At 36.8% G+C, this 18,286-nt stretch carries 15 protein-coding genes and 1 tRNA gene; 14 read left to right on the top strand and 2 right to left on the bottom strand.

Annotation, left to right across the window (positions count from 1 at the left end; translation table 11 throughout):
• Positions 1 to 70 precede the first annotated feature (70 nt).
• The 14 genes from DDY94_RS00925 to DDY94_RS00860 all read left to right on the top strand — a co-directional run bounded on the left by DDY94_RS00925 (position 71) and on the right by DDY94_RS00860 (position 16,462).
• Complete coding sequence (locus DDY94_RS00925; RefSeq protein WP_111682150.1) at positions 71 to 2,032, top strand: penicillin-binding protein; 1,962 nt, start codon at positions 71 to 73, stop codon at positions 2,030 to 2,032.
• Positions 2,029 to 3,492, top strand: coding sequence for a UDP-N-acetylmuramoyl-L-alanyl-D-glutamate--2,6-diaminopimelate ligase (locus DDY94_RS00920; protein WP_111682149.1), 1,464 nt, complete (start codon positions 2,029 to 2,031; stop codon positions 3,490 to 3,492). Before DDY94_RS00925 ends, DDY94_RS00920 begins: the two co-directional genes overlap by 4 nt.
• A complete protein-coding gene (gene mraY / locus DDY94_RS00915) occupies positions 3,493 to 4,734 on the top strand; it encodes a phospho-N-acetylmuramoyl-pentapeptide-transferase (RefSeq protein ID WP_111682148.1) in 1,242 nt (413 codons plus the stop codon).
• The gene (murD, locus tag DDY94_RS00910) at positions 4,734 to 6,065 is read left to right on the top strand and encodes a UDP-N-acetylmuramoyl-L-alanine--D-glutamate ligase (protein ID WP_111682147.1); all 1,332 of its coding nucleotides are present in this window, start codon (positions 4,734 to 4,736) and stop codon (positions 6,063 to 6,065) included. Before mraY ends, murD begins: the two co-directional genes overlap by 1 nt.
• Before the next feature lie 37 nt (positions 6,066 to 6,102).
• Positions 6,103 to 7,302 carry an FtsW/RodA/SpoVE family cell cycle protein gene (locus tag DDY94_RS00905; protein ID WP_111682146.1) on the top strand — a complete coding sequence of 400 codons (1,200 nt, stop codon included), beginning with the start codon at positions 6,103 to 6,105 and terminating at the stop codon, positions 7,300 to 7,302.
• Positions 7,302 to 8,396 carry an undecaprenyldiphospho-muramoylpentapeptide beta-N-acetylglucosaminyltransferase gene (gene murG, locus DDY94_RS00900; RefSeq protein ID WP_111682145.1) on the top strand — a complete coding sequence of 365 codons (1,095 nt, stop codon included), beginning with the start codon at positions 7,302 to 7,304 and terminating at the stop codon, positions 8,394 to 8,396. Before DDY94_RS00905 ends, murG begins: the two co-directional genes overlap by 1 nt.
• A complete protein-coding gene (murC, locus tag DDY94_RS00895; protein ID WP_111682144.1) occupies positions 8,397 to 9,749 on the top strand; it encodes a UDP-N-acetylmuramate--L-alanine ligase in 1,353 nt (450 codons plus the stop codon).
• Positions 9,739 to 10,458 (top strand): cell division protein FtsQ/DivIB, encoded by a 720-nt coding sequence (locus DDY94_RS00890; RefSeq protein ID WP_111682143.1) that lies wholly within the window; start codon positions 9,739 to 9,741, stop codon positions 10,456 to 10,458. The genes murC and DDY94_RS00890 overlap by 11 nt, the downstream gene beginning before the upstream one ends.
• Positions 10,459 to 10,461: 3 nt before the next feature.
• On the top strand, positions 10,462 to 11,793 hold the full coding sequence (gene ftsA / locus DDY94_RS00885; RefSeq protein ID WP_111682142.1) for a cell division protein FtsA: 1,332 nt from the start codon (positions 10,462 to 10,464) through the stop codon (positions 11,791 to 11,793).
• Between the two features lie 47 nt (positions 11,794 to 11,840).
• Positions 11,841 to 13,763, top strand: coding sequence for a cell division protein FtsZ (gene ftsZ, locus DDY94_RS00880; RefSeq protein ID WP_111682141.1), 1,923 nt, complete (start codon positions 11,841 to 11,843; stop codon positions 13,761 to 13,763).
• Between the two features lie 142 nt (positions 13,764 to 13,905).
• Positions 13,906 to 14,358 carry a GatB/YqeY domain-containing protein gene (locus DDY94_RS00875; protein WP_111682497.1) on the top strand — a complete coding sequence of 151 codons (453 nt, stop codon included), beginning with the start codon at positions 13,906 to 13,908 and terminating at the stop codon, positions 14,356 to 14,358.
• A 12-nt stretch (positions 14,359 to 14,370) separates the two neighbouring features.
• Positions 14,371 to 14,444 (top strand) — tRNA-Arg (locus tag DDY94_RS00870).
• A gap of 165 nt (positions 14,445 to 14,609) precedes the next feature.
• Positions 14,610 to 15,470 carry a zinc-dependent peptidase gene (locus tag DDY94_RS00865; protein WP_111682140.1) on the top strand — a complete coding sequence of 287 codons (861 nt, stop codon included), beginning with the start codon at positions 14,610 to 14,612 and terminating at the stop codon, positions 15,468 to 15,470.
• Between the two features lie 47 nt (positions 15,471 to 15,517).
• The gene (locus DDY94_RS00860) at positions 15,518 to 16,462 is read left to right on the top strand and encodes a UDP-glucuronic acid decarboxylase family protein (protein ID WP_111682139.1); all 945 of its coding nucleotides are present in this window, start codon (positions 15,518 to 15,520) and stop codon (positions 16,460 to 16,462) included.
• Positions 16,463 to 16,528: 66 nt separating this feature from the next.
• Here the strand turns inward: DDY94_RS00860 and DDY94_RS00855 are convergent, their stop codons facing one another.
• Positions 16,529 to 17,104 (bottom strand): hypothetical protein, encoded by a 576-nt coding sequence (locus DDY94_RS00855; RefSeq protein ID WP_111682138.1) that lies wholly within the window; start codon positions 17,102 to 17,104, stop codon positions 16,529 to 16,531.
• Positions 17,105 to 17,196: 92 nt separating this feature from the next.
• Positions 17,197 to 18,258, bottom strand: coding sequence for a nucleotidyltransferase family protein (locus DDY94_RS00850; RefSeq protein WP_111682137.1), 1,062 nt, complete (start codon positions 18,256 to 18,258; stop codon positions 17,197 to 17,199).
• Positions 18,259 to 18,286: the final 28 nt, after the last annotated feature.

Below are 18,286 nucleotides of genomic sequence, written 5' to 3'. Positions count from 1 at the left end.
AGTAGATAGGTTAAGATTGGCTACAACAGAAACTAACATATTAAATCGATTGTATTTTGTTGCAGGATGCATGTTTGTATTTGCACTTGCTGTAGTCTTTAAGCTATGTGCAATTCAGTTTATTCAAGGTGACGAATACCGTGCCCTTGCGCAAAAAAGAACAGTTAAAGATTTCGATATCGAGCCCAATCGTGGAAATGTATATTCATCCGATGGTAGTCTTCTGGCAACTTCAATTCCTAAATATGACATTAGAATAGATGCCATTCAAGCTAAAGATGCTGTATTTGAAGAGCATATAGATGGGCTGGCAGATTCACTTTCGGCCTACAAAGGAAAATCATCCTCTTACTACAAAGACATCATTCGCAAAGCGCGAAGAAATAAGAACCGATATTTTTTATTGGCAAGAAATATTAGCTATTCAGATTATATCCGAATGCGCAATTTCCCATTGCTAAATAAAGGGGCTATTGGCGGCGGATTAATTGTAGAGCAAACTACAAGACGCGAACATCCTATGGGTGAAATTGCTGAACGAACCATTGGATATGAGCGTATTGATGAAAATAATTATGCAACCAGAGTAGGTATTGACGGCGCTTTTGGGGTGCAATATTTGCGTGGAAAGAAAGGAAAACGCTTAAAACAAAAGATTGGCAATGGGCAATGGAAGCCTATTGCAGATTTCGATCAGGTAGAACCACAAGATGGTTTGGATGTTTATACAACTATCGATGTTAACATTCAGGATATAGCCCATCATTCCTTAAAATCACAATTAGATAAATACCAAGCCGAACATGGCTGTGTGGTGGTTATGGATGTTAAGACTGGTGAAATTAAAGCTATTTCAAATCTTGCAAAAACGTCTAGCGGTGCCTATTATGAGCGGTTAAATTATGCAGTTGGCGAGAGCCATGAGCCTGGATCTACCTTCAAAACAATGGCTTTGATGGCTGCTTTAGAAGATAAGGTGATTGACACGTCTACTATAGTTGATACTAAAAATGGAATCAAATATTTCTATGGTAGAACCATTAGCGATTCACGTACTGGTGGATTTGGTAAAATTTCCGCAGCTCAGGCATTAGAGTTATCATCAAATATTGGTTTAGCTACCATAGTAGATGATCATTATTCAAAAAATCCTGAAAAATTCTTAGATCGTTTGAGTAAATGGAAATTGAATCAGCCCTTAGGTGTTTCAATTATAGGTGAAGGAACACCAGATATACCTAGACCTGGTGCTCCTAATTGGAGTAGAAATGCATTGCCTTCTATGGCCTATGGGTACAATTTAACAATGACTCCTTTACAAACTTTAGCGTTTTACAATGCTATTGCCAATAACGGCGAACTTATTAAACCGCGTTTTATTAGGTCGGTTAAATCTTTTGATAAGGAGGTGGAAGTGTTTGAGAAAGAAATTCTGGTTAAAAAGATTTGTTCTGATAAAACCTTGGCTGAGATTAGGGATATCCTCAAAAATGTTGTGATTCGTGGAACGGGAAAAGGCATGTATTCTGAAACCTTTTCAATGGCAGGGAAAACGGGTACTGCGCGTACCAAATATGCCAACTTTGATGTGTGGATTAAAGACAAGAAATACATCTCATCTTTTGCAGGTTATTTCCCAGCTGACAATCCAAAGTATTCGTGCATTGTAGTCATTCATGAGCCAAGTACAAAAGTCGGCTACTACGGTGCTGACGTTTCGGGTCCGGTTTTTAAGAGAATTGCTCAGAAGATATATACAGATACACCAATTATTGACGATGTTAAAACTTTAGATTTTGAAAATAATCTGGTAAATGAAGACTACGAACAGTTTTTCGAAAACTCACGGAAATATAAGCAGTTAATGCCAGGTGTTATAGGGATGCCTGCCATGGATGCTATCGCCCTACTCGAAAACTTAGAGGTTAATGTGAAAGTAACCCTAAAAGGTACCGGCACAATAACATCACAGTCAGTAGCACGTCACCAAAAACTAAAACCCAACCAAACAATAGTCTTAGAAGCTTTATGAATGTATTAAAAGACATATTGTACAAGGTTACGATCAATGCTGTTGTGGGTAGCACGAGTATTTCGATCAATAAAATTGAATTCGACTCCCGAAAAGTTGAATCAGATGATGTCTTTGTTGCCATTACTGGAACTGTAACAGACGGTCATCGATTTATAGAAAAGGCCATCGAGCTTGGAGCAAAAACAATCATTTGCGAAACGCTTCCTGAAATGCTTGAAGATGGTATAACCTATATTGAAGTTGCTAATTCTAATCAGGCTCTAGCTTATATGGCTGCTAATTATTATGAGCATCCTTCAGAGAATTTGAAGTTAGTTGGGGTTACTGGAACGAACGGAAAAACTACGGTTACGAGTTTGCTGTATCAACTCTTTAAAAAGGCCGGGTACAAGGTAGGCCTGTTGTCTACCGTGAAAATTATGGTCGACGATACGGTTTATCCTGCAACGCATACGACCCCAGATTCATTAACCATCAATAAATACCTAAAGTTAATGAATGATGAAGGTGTTGAATTTTGTTTCATGGAAGCAAGTTCTCATGGAATTCATCAAAGTAGAACTGAAGGTCTGAAGTTTACAGGTGGCATATTCACCAACTTATCACACGACCATTTAGATTACCACAATACTTTCGCGGAGTATCGCGATGTCAAAAAATCGTTCTTCGATTATCTGCCTAAAGATGCCTTTGCGCTTTCTAATATGGATGATAAGAATGGTTTGGTTATGCTTCAAAATACACAAGCGAAGAAATACACCTATGCCCTAAAGAACTATGCAGATTATAGAGCGCAAATCCTAGAAAATGAATTTGGTGGTTTGTTATTAAAAGTGAACGACAATGAATTATGGACACGCCTCATTGGAAGTTTCAACGCATACAACATTCTAGCAATCTTCGGAGCAGCTGAACTTTTAGGACTTCAAAAAGACGAAATACTTAGGCTAATTAGTGAACTCGATAATGTCTCAGGTCGTTTTCAATATTTCGTTTCAGATGAGAAGATTACGGCTATAGTTGACTATGCACACACTCCAGATGCCCTAAAAAATGTATTGGAAACCATCAATAGTATCAGAACTAAAAATGAAGAACTGATAACAGTTGTGGGCTGTGGTGGTGATCGTGATAAGGCTAAACGCCCAAAAATGGGACATATCGCTTCGGCATTAAGTACTAAGGTCATTTTCACAAGCGATAATCCACGAAGTGAAGTACCCGAAGCTATCATCGAAGATATGGAAAAGGGCGTGGAGCCACAAAATTTCAAAAAGACTTTATCAATAACCGATAGAAAACAAGCGATCAAAACAGCCTGTCAGATGGCAGACTCTAAAGATATCATATTAATTGCTGGCAAAGGTCATGAGACCTACCAAGAGATCAAAGGTGAGCGATTTGATTTTGATGATTATAAAACCGTACAAGAATTTTTAAAACAACTGCAAAAGTAGATGCTGTATTATTTATTTGAATATCTCGAGCAACAATTCCAGTTTCCTGGAGCTTCACTTTTTGGGTTCTTAACCTTTAGAGCAGCTATGGCAATTATTTTGTCGTTGTTGATTTCAACCATTTATGGAAAGCGAATTATCAATTTTTTACGCAGGAAGCAAGTTGGCGAAACTATTAGAGATCTTGGTTTAGAAGGTCAGGTTGAAAAAGCCGGAACACCAACAATGGGTGGTATTATCATCATTTTAGCAACATTGCTGCCTGTTTTATTATTAGCCAAGCTCGAAAATATATACATCATCCTTCTGATAATTACCACACTTTGGATGGGTACTATCGGTTTTATCGATGATTACATCAAGAAGTTTAAAAATGACAAACAAGGGCTTAAGGGGAAATTTAAAGTGCTTGGGCAAGTTGGTTTGGGACTAATCGTCGGACTAACACTTTATTTCCATGAAGACGTCACGATAAAAGAAGAATTACCTATTCAGGAGCAACGTGCTCTTTTAGCTGAAAACCCAAATCTACCAGAAACTCAACTTTTTGACGAGGCCATCAAATCTACCAAAACAACCATTCCATTTGTGAAGAATAATGAGTTCGATTACTCTGATCTTATTACGTGGATCAGTCCGGATTTAGAAAGCTACGCATGGGTCATTTTCATATTGGTGAGTATCGTCATTGTAACAGCAGTTTCAAACGGTGCCAATCTAACGGACGGAATTGACGGTTTGGCCGCAGGAACTTCGGCCATTGTGGTGCTTACACTAGGAATTTTTGCGTGGGTTTCGGGTAATATCATCTTCTCAAAGTACCTCGATATAATGTATATCCCGCAGGTTGAAGAGATCACGATATACATCGCAGCATTCGTAGGAGCATTAGTTGGATTTTTATGGTACAATGCTTATCCGGCTCAAGTATTTATGGGTGATACGGGTAGTTTAACTATTGGTGGCATCATTGCAGTAATTGCAATAGCTGTAAGAAAAGAATGGCTTATTCCATTATTGTGTGGAATCTTCTTGGCTGAAAATTTATCGGTCATGTTACAGGTGAGCTATTTCAAATATACACGGAAGAAATATGGTGAGGGCCGGCGAATTTTCAAAATGTCGCCATTGCATCATCACTATCAGAAATCAGGATATCACGAGAGTAAAATTGTAACACGATTTTGGATCATAGGAATACTATTGGCCATCATATCAATCGTGACCTTGAAGATTAGATAATGAAAAAGTTAGTCGTACTCGGTGGTGGAGAAAGTGGTGTAGGTACAGCACTACTGGGGAAAGCAAAAGGATATAAGGTTTTTGTTTCAGATAACGGAAAAATTAAGAAAACCTACAAGGACGTTCTTTTAAATAATGAGATTGAATTTGAAGATGAACAGCATACAGAGTCGAAGATTCTGAACGCTGATCTCGTAATGAAAAGCCCTGGCATACCTGATAAGGTGGCCTTGGTAAAAAAAATTCGAGAAGCTGGAATAAAAGTGGTTTCAGAGATTGAATTTGCTTCAAACTATACCGACGCAACGCTTGTTGCTATCACGGGTAGTAATGGTAAAACTACTACTGCAACCTTAACGCATCACTTGCTTAAGCAAGAACTCGATGTTGGTTTAGCAGGGAATATTGGAGATAGTTTCGCAAAGCAAATTCTTGAAAAAGACCATCAGAATTACGTCTTAGAAGTGAGCAGTTTTCAACTTGATGATATAGATCTATTTCAACCAAAAATTGCGATTCTCACTAATATCACACCAGATCATTTAGATCGCTACGATTATAAGTTTGAAAATTATATCGCTTCAAAATTCAGAATAGTTGAAAACCAAACGCCTGATGATTATTTCATATATGATGCAGACGATGAGGTTATTTCAAACTGGCTAGATCAGCATCAAATTCAATCCAAAAAATTGCCCTTTTCATTAACAAAAGTTATTGAAGAAGGCGCCTATTACAACAATAAAGAAATAATAATAACCATAGATAACAACAAAATAATTATGCCAACAGAGAACATTACATTAGAAGGTAAACACAACATTAAGAATGCAATGGCGGCCTCAACTGTGGCACACTTACTAAAAATTAGAAAACAAACCATACGTGAGAGTTTAGAAAATTTCCAGGGAGTAGAACACAGATTAGAACATGTCCTAAGAATCAACAAAGTTCAATACATCAATGACTCTAAGGCTACCAATGTTAATGCTACTTATTTCGCGTTAGAAAGCATGGATGCCCCAACGGTATGGATTGTTGGTGGAGTTGATAAAGGCAACGACTACAACGAGCTTTATCCGTTTGTGAATGAAAAAGTAAAGGCTATTGTATGTCTTGGCGTAGACAATAAAAAGCTTTTTGAAGCCTTCGGAAATTTAGTAGATATCATCGTTGAAACACAATATATGAGTGAAGCTGTAAAAATCGCTTATAAGGTGGCAGAAGCTGGTGACAACGTTTTATTATCACCTGCTTGCGCAAGCTTCGATCTATTTGAAAATTATGAAGATAGAGGACGTCAATTTAAAGATGCCGTGCGTAATTTATAAAGTATAGTTAACTAGTTTTGTAGATAAAAAAGATACAATGCAAAACATATTTTCACAGATAAAAGGAGATAGAGCCATTTGGGCAATAGCCACCTTATTGGCTATTTTTTCCTTTCTACCTGTGTATAGTGCTGCGAGTAATTTGGCAGATTATGGCGAAAGCGGAAATACCTTCTCATTTTTCGTGAAACATTTTGTGCATTTGTCGTTAGGATTTGCTATTATGTTTGCTGTTCATAAGATTCCTTATCGATACTTCAAGGGGCTTTCTATGATTTTGATTCCTGTGGTTTTAGTATTGTTACTCATTACGATACTGCAAGGGTCAACCAATACAGAAGGCACCAACACGAGTCGATGGATCAATATTCCTGTGGTAAATATGTCTTTCCAAACATCAACGCTCGCCGCAGTAGTTTTAATGGTTTATGTTGCACGTTATCTATCAAAAATAAGAGACAAGGCCATTTCATTTAATGAGACCATCTTACCACTTTGGGTTCCGGTGTTTCTTGTTTTAATTCTCATTCTACCTGCCAACTTTTCAACAACAGCGATCATTTTTACCATGGTGATGATGCTGACCTTTATTGGGGGCTATCCTATAAAATATTTAACCATTATTATCGGTGCAGGAATAATATCTCTCGTAATGTTTGTCTTAGTTGCAAAGGCTTTTCCAGAAGCTATGCCTAACCGTGTAGACACTTGGATGAGCCGAATAGAAAATTTTTCTAATGCTGAAGATACTGAAGCCGATTATCAGATTGAGCGTTCAAAAACAGCCATTGCCTCAGGTGGGGTTTTCGGATTAGGGCCTGGTAAGAGTCCGACGAAATATCTATTACCTCAGTCGTCTTCAGATTTCATTTTTGCTATAATTATAGAGGAGTACGGATTGCTAGGTGGAATGTTCTTATTGGTGCTCTATTCATGGTTGCTATTCAGAATTGTCATTGTCTCACAAAAGTCAGATACGGTCTTTGGTAGACTATTGGTGCTAGGTGTAGGCTTGCCGATTGTTTTTCAAGCATTAATTAATATGGCTGTTGCGGTGGAATTGTTCCCCGTAACCGGACAAACATTACCGCTTATTAGTAGTGGTGGAACCTCCATTTGGATGACTTGCCTAGCCATAGGAATCATATTGAGTGTAAGTGCCAAACGCCAAGAAATCAAAGATCAAGAATCAACGGATGAAGTAAATCCATTAGACATTTTAAGCGAAACTATTTGATGAGTAACTATAAATTCATATTGTCGGGCGGCGGAACAGGAGGTCATATTTATCCTGCAATCGCTATCGCAGATGAATTGAAATCGCGTTATCCGGATGCGGAGTTTCTGTTTGTAGGAGCATCTGATCGCATGGAAATGGATAAGGTACCACAGGCAGGTTACAAAATTGAAGGCCTTTGGATCTCTGGTATTCAAAGAAAACTAAGTTTAAAGAATTTAGCATTTCCGTTCAAACTGCTGTCTAGCTTATTGCGTTCAAGAAAAATTATAAGATCATTCAGTCCAGATGCTGTAATCGGAACAGGAGGATTTGCAAGTGGACCATTATTACAAGTCGCATCGTCAAAAAATATTCCTAGCCTTATTCAAGAGCAAAACTCCTATCCAGGAATTACGAATAAGCTACTTGGCAAAAAAGTAGATACGATTTGTGTTGCATATGAAGGATTGGAAAAATTCTTTCCTAAAGATAAAATTAGACTCACCGGAAACCCAATCCGAAAAGATCTGCTTGAAGTAAAAAGTAAACACATTGAAGGTAAAGATGCCTTTACTTTAATTCATAGCAAGCATACATTACTGGTTTTAGGTGGAAGCTTAGGAGCAAGACGAATTAATGAATTGATTGAAGACAACCTAGAGTTCTTCGAAGCCAATAACGTTCAATTGATATGGCAATGTGGTAAGTTGTATTATCAGCAATATAAAAGACATAACGAATTAAAGCATGTTCAGGTGCACGCTTTTTTAAACAATATGGACATGGCTTATGCTGCGGCAGATGTTATTATCTCCAGAGCAGGAGCCATCTCAGTTTCAGAATTATGTATTGTGGGAAAACCTACAATTTTTATTCCGTCGCCCAATGTTGCTGAGGATCATCAGACTAAAAATGCCAAGTCTATTGCTGATAAGAATGCGGCCATTTTAATAAGAGAGAATGATTTGGAATCGGAATTTCAGACTCAGTTTTCAGAATTAATAACCAATGACGAAAAACGAAAAACACTGAGCGAAAATATCGAAGCATTAGCACTGGTAAATGCCACCAATGACATTGTTGATGAAGTTGAAAAATTATTGAAGAAATAAGTGAATATAAAAGCTATAAATAACGTCTATTTTATTGGTATTGGAGGTATCGGTATGAGCGCGCTTGCACGGTATTTTGTGGCTAAAGGAAAGCATGTAGCGGGTTATGATAAAACGCCTTCAGATATTACCAAGGCATTGCAAGAATTAGGAGTTTATATTCATTTTACTGATGATATTATTGCGATTGATCCTAAATATCTCAATAAGGAAAACACCTTAGTTGTTTACACGCCGGCCATCCCTAAGTCGCATTCAGAATTGAACTATTTCTTAATGAACAATTTTGAAGTTCACAAACGTTCAAAGGTATTGGGTGAAATTACTAAACAAACCACATGTTTGGCAGTTGCTGGCACTCACGGGAAAACAACAACCACGAGTATTCTAGGGCATTTATTGTATGAATGCGATATACCTGTTACCGCGTTCTTGGGTGGCATTAGTGAAAATTACGACTCTAATCTCATTTTGAAAGGCACTGAAGTAACGGTTGTGGAGGCTGATGAATTTGACCGTTCATTTCTAACTCTATCACCAGATTTGGCATGTATTACCTCAATGGATGCTGATCATCTCGACATTTATGGTGATAGTTCAGAGCTTGCAAAAACCTTCAAGGAATTTTCAGAATGTATTAAACCTGAAGGACAATTATTTATAAAAAATGGATTGCCGCTCGAAGGAACAACCTACGGTATTGAGGACAATTCAGACTATAATGCAAAAAACGTAAGAATAGAAAATGGCAGTTATGTGTTTGACCTTCAAACACCAACTGAACTCTATAAAGACTTTCGATTTAACCTACCTGGTAGACATAATTTGTCGAATGCAACAATCGCCTTGGCGATGGCTGTTGACTTTGGTTGCCCTCACAACCAGCTCGCCAAGGCTTTAGCATCTTATAAAGGTGTTAAACGAAGATTCACATACCAGATCAAGACTAATGATTTTGTTTTCGTGGATGACTATGCGCATCACCCGGAAGAGATCAATGCCGTGCATCAGGCCGTTCGGGAAATGTATCCTAACACAAAGGTTCTTGCAATTTTTCAACCGCATTTGTACAGCAGAACAAGAGATTTCATTGAAGAATTTGCTCAGAGCCTTTCAAAATTCGATGAAATAATACTACTGGATATTTATCCGGCAAGAGAGCTGCCAATTGAAGGAGTAACCTCGGAATGGTTATTAGAAAAGATTCAAAATTCAAATAAAAAACTGGTTTCGAAGCCTGAATTGATCCAGGCCATAAAAATGTCAGACGCTCAAGTGGTTTTAACACTTGGTGCTGGCGATATTGGAGAAGAAGTTAAACATATAAAAGACGCATTTAGCATTGCGAATTAATTATAACTACATAAAAATCATTGGGTTACTGATTCTTGTCGGCGGATTATTTGCGTTTTCAAAATACCGAAATGACCATCGAAAAGTAGCAGAACCGAACATTGAATTCTTGGGAGAAAATAAATTGTTCGTGAGCGAATCAACTGTTAGTAAATTGTTAATACAAAATCAACAGACTGTTACGGGACAACCCAAAGATATTATAGATTTGAACGAGTTAGAAACCGCCCTAAATTCTAATCCAATGATAAAGAAAGCAGAAGTGTTTATGTCCGTAAACGGTGAGCTTTCGGCAGAAATTGAACAAAAACGACCTATTGCAAGAGTTCATACTAATGCGTCATATTATATCGATGATGAGGGTTCATACATGCCTTTGTCATCTAATTATGCAGCAAGAGTACCATTAGTTACTGGTAATGTTAAGAAGAATAATCTCGAAACAGTTTTTCAGTTTGCTAAAGCCGTTGATGAGGATGAATTCTTAAAAAAACATGTCATTGAAATTCGTCAGAATGACGATAAAACCATTGATTTTAAAATTAGAAAAAGCGATTTTATTGTTCATGTCGGAACTCTAAAAATGCTTGAAAAGAAGATAAATAATTTTAAAGCCTTTTATCAAAAGGCCTTAAAGGATAATATTTTGAATAATTACAAACGGGTTAATCTCAAATTTGATAAACAAGTTATTTGCACCAAAAGATAAACTATGGACAAGCAGAATATTTCGGTAGGTTTAGATATTGGAACTACAAAAATTGTGGCCATGATTGGGCGCAAAAATGAGTATGGAAAGTTAGAAATTCTGGGTGTAGGCAAGTCAAAAAGCCTAGGTGTACATCGTGGTGTAGTTAATAATATTACGCAAACTATTCAATCTATTCAACAGGCGGTACAAGAAGCTGAAGCTGCGGCGTCAGAAAAGATTGAAGAGGTAACCGTTGGTATCGCTGGTCAGCATATTAGAAGTTTACAACACAGCGATTATATCACCAGACCAAATTCTGAACTTGTGATCGATGAGATGGATATTGATCGATTGATCAATCAGGTTCATAAATTAGTGATGTTGCCAGGTGAAGAAATTATTCATGTCCTACCACAAGAGTTTAAAGTTGATGGGCAAGCCGAAATAAAAGAACCAATCGGCATGTATGGAGGAAGATTAGAGGCTAATTTCCATGTAGTTGTAGGTCAGGTGTCTTCTATCAGAAACATTGGAAGGTGCGTAAAGAGTGCCGGATTAGAATTAGAAGGCATCACTTTAGAACCTTTAGCATCTGCAAATGCTGTTTTAAGTCAGGAAGAAAAAGAGGCTGGAGTTGCTTTGATAGATATAGGAGGTGGAACAACAGATCTTGCGGTATTCAAGGATGGAATTATCCGTCATACAGCTGTGATTCCTTTCGGAGGAAACGTGATTACCGAAGATATCAAAGAAGGTTGTTCAATCATCGAAAAGCAAGCCGAACTATTGAAAATCAAGTTTGGTTCGGCATGGCCGGGAGAAAACAAGGATAACGAAATTGTATCTATACCTGGTTTAAGAGGTAGAGAGCCAAAAGAGATCACATTAAAAAACTTGTCTAAAATCATCCATGCAAGAGTGGTTGAGATTGTTGAACAAGTTTATGTAGAAATAAAGAATTACGGTCATGAGGAGCAAAAGAAGAAACTCATTGCCGGTATTGTTTTAACAGGTGGCGGAAGTCAACTAAAGCACTTAAAACAACTTGTGGAATATATCACAGGAATGGATACCAGAATTGGTTATCCTAACGAGCATTTAGCAGGAGATAGTGATGAAGATATTGCCAGTCCTTTATATGCTACGGCAGTTGGTTTGGTGATGGATGGCTTAAAACGACAAGAACGAAAAAAGGCAGAGGAGATAGAAGAAACTATTCAGAATGCAGCAGAATTGGAAGTTTCTGAAACCGAAGAGCAAGAAGAAATTGTTGAAGAGCCAAGAAAGGAAAGACGTTCATTCTTAGATAAATTGACCGAACGTGTTAAGGAATTTTTAGATAACGCAGAATAAAAGAATTAATTAATCAAGATATATAAAATCCCATAATCTCAAAAAATATGAGTAACAACAACGAATTTGGAAGTATCTCATTTGATTTGCCTAAGAATCAGTCAAACGTCATTAAAGTCATTGGTGTTGGCGGTGGCGGTAGCAACGCTATCAATCACATGTTTCAACAAGGAATTAAAGGCGTTGATTTTGTGATCTGTAACACAGATGCTCAAGCACTTCAAAATAGCGGTGTGCCTAATAAAATTCAATTAGGTGTTAACCTAACTGAAGGGTTAGGTGCAGGTGCCAACCCCGATGTTGGTGAGCAAGCTGCTGTAGAAAGTTTAGAAGACATCCGTAGAATGCTCGATACCAATACTAAAATGGTTTTTATCACCGCAGGTATGGGTGGAGGAACTGGTACTGGTGCGGCACCTATTATTGCTAAGATGGCTAAGGAACTTGATATTCTAACCGTTGGAATTGTTACTATGCCTTTTCAGTTTGAAGGTAAAATGCGTAACGAGCAAGCTCAACGAGGTATTGAAAACCTTAGACAGCATGTGGACTCATTAATTGTTATTAATAACAACAAACTTCGTGAGGTATATGGTAACCTTGGATTTAAAGCAGGCTTTTCAAAAGCAGACGAAGTATTATCTACTGCTTCGAGAGGTATTGCTGAAGTAATAACGCATCACTATACTCAGAATATTGACTTACGTGACGCTAAGACCGTTTTAAGTAATAGTGGTACTGCAATCATGGGATCAGCAACAGCTTCAGGTCAGACGAGAGCACAAGAAGCCATTATGAAAGCTTTGGATTCACCATTACTGAATGATAATAAGATTACGGGTGCTAAGAATGTATTATTATTAATTGTTTCTGGTTCGCAGGAAATAACCATCGATGAAATTGGCGAGATCAATGATCATATTCAGAATGAAGCAGGTCATGGTGCCAATATCATTATGGGTGTTGGTGAGGATGAGTCGTTACAAGAGGCAATTGCTGTAACTATTATTGCAACCGGATTTAATATTGATCAACAAAACGAAATCTCCAATACAGAAACTAAAAAAGTAATTCATGCCCTTGAAGAAGATGTTATTGAAGAAGTGAGTACTCAAGAAAAGGAACCAGCGATCATAACACCCGATATTGTTTTAGAGGAGAAGAAGGAAGATCCTATTGTACGTCATACTTTGATCGATGAAGATGATCTAGAATCTGAAGTAACTACAGATATGGATATCATTCCAACTACAGAATTATTGAAAAATATGGATGTGGTTTATGAGGAGGTTTTAGATTCGGTTTCTACTGAAGTCGATGCAGAAGAATTCATAATTACACCTATTGAAAATAAAGCTGAAACGATTGAATCAGAACCTGAAGAGCAGATTACTTTAACCTTCGATTTGCCACTTTCAAATAAAGAACCAGAAAAAGTTGAAGAGCCAGAGACTGCTGAAGAAAAGATGTTCTTTAGTTTAGATGATGAGGTAAAGGACATGAATGTCAATGAACCTGTTGAAATAATTGCTGTAACCGAAGTAAATGAGGAAGGCGAAAAACGTTATGCTTTAGATGATTTTGAAACCTTCGAATCATCAATGAATACAGGAACTAAAGATGTTGAGGTAAAAGAGGAAGTCGTTTTTGAGAAGAAGATTCTTCCAGCCGAAGAAACCGAAGAGGTAGCTGAAGATGAGATCGACCCAATGAATAGTCCAATTTCTGAACTTATTAAGGCGAGAGCCAATGAGCGCAGAAAACACATGAAAGATTTTAACTATAAGTTCAATAATGCCAAAATTGACGAAATAGAAAAAGAGCCTGCTTACAAGAGACAAGGTGTTAATTTAGAGGATGCACAGCATTCATCAGAAACCAATGCTTCTCGATTATCGGTTGGTACAGATGATAATGATGATGTTCAGTTGAGAAGTAACAATTCATTTTTACACGACAACGTAGATTAATAGCAAGTTTAAGTTAAGTGTTTACTCACCCTTGTCAAGCCCAAAAGGTCCCTCCAACTTTTTGGGCTTTTTGTTACCACTTAAAATTAATTTACGCTTAACTTTTTTAGTATCTTCGCAATTCAATTTAATTAAGACAGAAATGAGCTTACAACAGGACGTTATGGCTGCCATGAAAACAGCCATGAAAGAAAAAGATCAGGTGGCATTAGAAGCCTTAAGAGCGGTTAAATCGGCCATATTGTTAGCATTGACATCGTCAAGCGATAAAGACGAGTTAACGGAAGAAGAAGAGTTAAAATTACTTCAGAAGTTAGTAAAACAACGCAAGGACAGTGCGGCAATTTATTTAGAGCAAGATCGAAAAGATTTGGCTTTACCCGAATTAGACCAAGCTGAAGTGATCAGTCAGTTTTTACCTGAAGCGTTAAGCGAAGAAGAAATTGAAAAGGTAGTAGTGATGACCATCGACGAGATCGGAGCTTCTGGTATGAAAGATATGGGTAAGGTGATGGGAATTGTTAATAAGGAATTAGCAGGTAGAGCAGATGGTAAGACTATCTCTACCATTGTAAAGGCTAAATTAATGGCTTAGGCACAAAATAATGGCCACGTAGCTCAGCTGAATAGAGCACTGGATTTCGGCTCCAGCGGTCGTAGGTTTGAATCCTACCGTGGTCACGAATAAATAGCCCAATAAGAAAAAACGCCAAGCTCGCTTGAGCGTTTTTTTGTTTGTGCTATTTTCAAGGCGGAGCGCAATTAGGAGCTATACTCCTACAGTGGTCAAAACGATAAAATTTATTCTTCATCAGTAAGGTTTTTTAATTTATACTATATTTAGCCATGATGAACCTACCGGAGACCCAACTTCCTGAAATTGACCCTACATTATATATGGAGTTTCCCTACATTTTGATGGTAGCCCTAGCTTTGTTCGTTCTCGCACGAATAATGATATATGTTGAGCAATTATATGCTTATATGTATAGAAAGCCCTTCTTTTTAAACTTTCCTTTGTCTAATAGAAAAATATCTATAAATCAGTCAAGTATACTTCGCAAAGAGTTTAGTTTTTATAATAAGTTAAGCTTGAAGGATAAGGAGATATTCCATCATCGACTGGCCACTTTCATAGAAAGTAAAAACTTTATAGGAAGAGATGGGCAAGATGTTAGTGAAAAAATGGCAACTCTTATATCAGCTACTGCAGTGATGCTAACCTTTGGGTTTAGAAAGTATAAATTAGAATTATTTGATAAGATCATCATTTACCCCGAGGCTTATTATTCAAGATTAAATGATGCTTATCATCAAGGAGAAACCAATCCTCAACATGGTGCAATTGTATTTTCGTGGGAAGACTTCAAAAAGGGATATCATGTTGGAGACGATAATTTAAACCTTGGAATCCATGAGTTTGGCCATGCTATTCACTTGAATGCATTTAGTAATGATGATATAAGTAGTGAAATTTTCAAGAGAGGCTTTAAGGAGATCATTTCTTATTTAGAGAATAATCCAGACGTCAGACAAGAACTTATATCCTCTAAGTACTTCAGAGCCTATGCCTATACAAATCACTATGAATTTTTCGCGGTGATATTAGAAAATTTCATCGAAACACCGACGGAGTTTAGGTCGAGGTTTCCTGAGCTGTATAAGTATGTAAGACAAATGCTGAATTTTAGATTTGCAGGATACTGAAGTGTAAGAAATAAGCGTTATTTTTGGTTAATTAATCATTTGAACCAATGAAAAAAATATTGATAACAGGAGGTGCCGGATTTGTAGGCTCTCACCTTTGCGAACGACTACTAAACGAAGGCAATGAAGTTATCTGTTTAGACAATTATTTTACAGGTTCTAAACGTAATATCGAGCATTTGATGGATCATCATTATTTTGAATTGGTGCGTCACGATATTACAAATCCTTATATGGTTGAAGTTGATGAGATTTATAACCTTGCTTGTCCGGCTTCACCAGTTCATTATCAATATAACCCAATAAAAACGGTGAAGACCTCTGTAATGGGTGCAATTAATATGTTAGGGCTTGCCAAACGTGTAAAAGCAAAGATATTACAGGCATCTACGAGTGAGGTATATGGTGATCCTACGGTGCATCCACAACCAGAAAGTTACTGGGGCAATGTAAACCCTATTGGGCTTAGATCTTGTTATGATGAAGGTAAACGCTGTGCTGAAACTTTGTTTATGGATTACCATAATCAGAATGATGTAAAAATAAAGATCATTAGAATTTTTAATACTTATGGTCCTAGAATGCATCCTCAAGATGGTAGAGTAGTGTCGAACTTTATAGTTCAGGCATTAAGGGGAGATGATATAACCATATTTGGAGATGGTACTCAGACCAGGAGTTTTCAGTATGTTGATGATCTAATTGAAGGAACTGTCCGTATGATGGATACTCGAGATGAATTTATAGGACCTGTTAACATAGGTAATCCTAGTGAATTCACCATGCTTAAATTAGCTGATGAGGTAATTGAATTAACCGGTTCAAAATCAAAAATCACCTATTTGCCGTTACCAAAAGATGATCCTATGCAACGCCGACCAGATATTAGTTTGGCAAAACAAGAACTCAATGGTTGGGAGCCTAAGGTGAATCTACGCGAAGGCTTACAACATACCATTCAGTATTTTGATAATCTATTGAGCGAGTCTTAATAAGAAGCTATACAACAATAAAAAAGGCGCTTTAATGAGCGCCTTTTTCTATATAGATTCTAAGTATTATAATGCAAATATCGCCTGAAGATGGGTTTGGAAATGGTTATTGTCAAATCCGCTTTCAGAATGGTCTAAAGCAAATTTACCAATTACCTGTGCTCTGATACCAATGGTTTGTCTTCTATTGAGCCAAAACAATACACCACCACCTAAATTAAGCGAGACGTTTGTTTCATCAATATTAAAAAATCCAACTCCGGCATTACCATAAAAATCAATCCAATCTACTTGAGGGAAAATATGCTTACCAAAATAATATTTGGCATGTGTATCGAATGAAAAGTATGTAAAATCTTCTCTTAAAACACCATTATCAATGATGTCACCTTCTGAAAAGGAATTAATAGTAAACGACTGTTCGATAGATAGGCCAGAAGTCCAAGCAACTTCTACTGCAAGTGAAATGGGGATATTAATAGCCCATTCATCCATTTTGCCTACCGGAGATCGCGTTCCTTGACTATTAATCGCGTTGAGACCAACGCTTGCGAACCACTCCTTGTCGCTTCTACTGGCTTGTCCATTTGAATTAAATGAAAACGCCAATAATAAAGTTAAAAGTAAAACTAATTTTCTCATTAAACGTGCTATTTTGATTATCAAAGTTAAACTTTATGGTTTATAAAACAAATAATGGAGTAAAGTTATTTATTGAATTTTGTTTTAGGTCTTTAAGAATTTCCGAAAACAGACTTAAAATGACCGAAAATACGTTTTCTATCCTTTAAAAGTGCGGCTCTATATGCGCTATTAGTGAAGAAATGAGGGAGTCTACCCAATACAACACCAAAAAAATGAATGAACGACAAAAATCGATGCCAAATTTTATAAAACCTAATATGTTTCAATTTGAAACGATAAAATGTAGTAATGAAGGTTTGGTTGGTTTTGATATGCCTAGCCGATATATCCTCAAAGAATAAGGCGATTAGGTTAAAGTATCTTTTTGTGTATTTATTTGAATTAATATCTGAAAATAAGCCTTCAGATTGTAAAAGTGACACTGTATCGAACGCAGATCTGAAACTAATTGCATTGAAAAAATAACCATTATCGTTAATTTGATAATTAAGAATATTGTGTTCAATAAGATGCCTTTTAGACGGTACGAAAACCTTATTAATACGCTCCTTTTGAGACAATACTTCTTCTATGGATAAGTGATTATTTTTTTTAAAAAGCTTGCCATGCAATTCTATGGCACAAATAAACTGATCGGTTTTTAGTCTGGGTAAATGCCTATGTTCAAAATGGATTTCTTTTAGCGTCTGCTTAGAAGGGTAATAGCCCTCTTTAATTAGTAATTCAAAGGATTCTTTTAAATGATTTGTATTTACTAAAATATCAATATCATTTAGCATTCGTTCAGAGATATCGCCATATGTTTCAGACATTAGCAATGCTGTACCTTTAATAAATACGTAGTCAATTAGATGATTATTAAACAACTCGGATACCTCTTTAATCTGGCGAATAATAGCAAGGTTTCTATCCTTATTAAGTTGTGTAATTTCTTTTAAGTAGTCTTTAAGGTCAATGGGTAAAAGATGTGTCAATTCTTTTTGCTTCAACCTACAATAAATGGCAGGGAGCATTAAATGCCTGCTTCCTTCAACAACAATATCATCCCAGTTAAATTTTGAATCACTGAGTTTTGATTCCAGTGCACTCGAAGAATTTTCGAAACTAAGGATATCGGCAATATGCTGGTATATAGTAGCTAGATTAGCCATTTTGTGTTTTTAATTACTGAAGGTAAAA

It is taken from the genome of Winogradskyella tangerina, from assembly GCF_003260205.1.
In the GTDB taxonomy this organism is placed as follows: Bacteria; Bacteroidota; Bacteroidia; order Flavobacteriales; family Flavobacteriaceae; genus Winogradskyella; species Winogradskyella tangerina.
The sequence above is the reverse complement of the archived record's forward strand: the minus strand, read 5'-3'. Positions and strand labels throughout refer to the sequence as shown.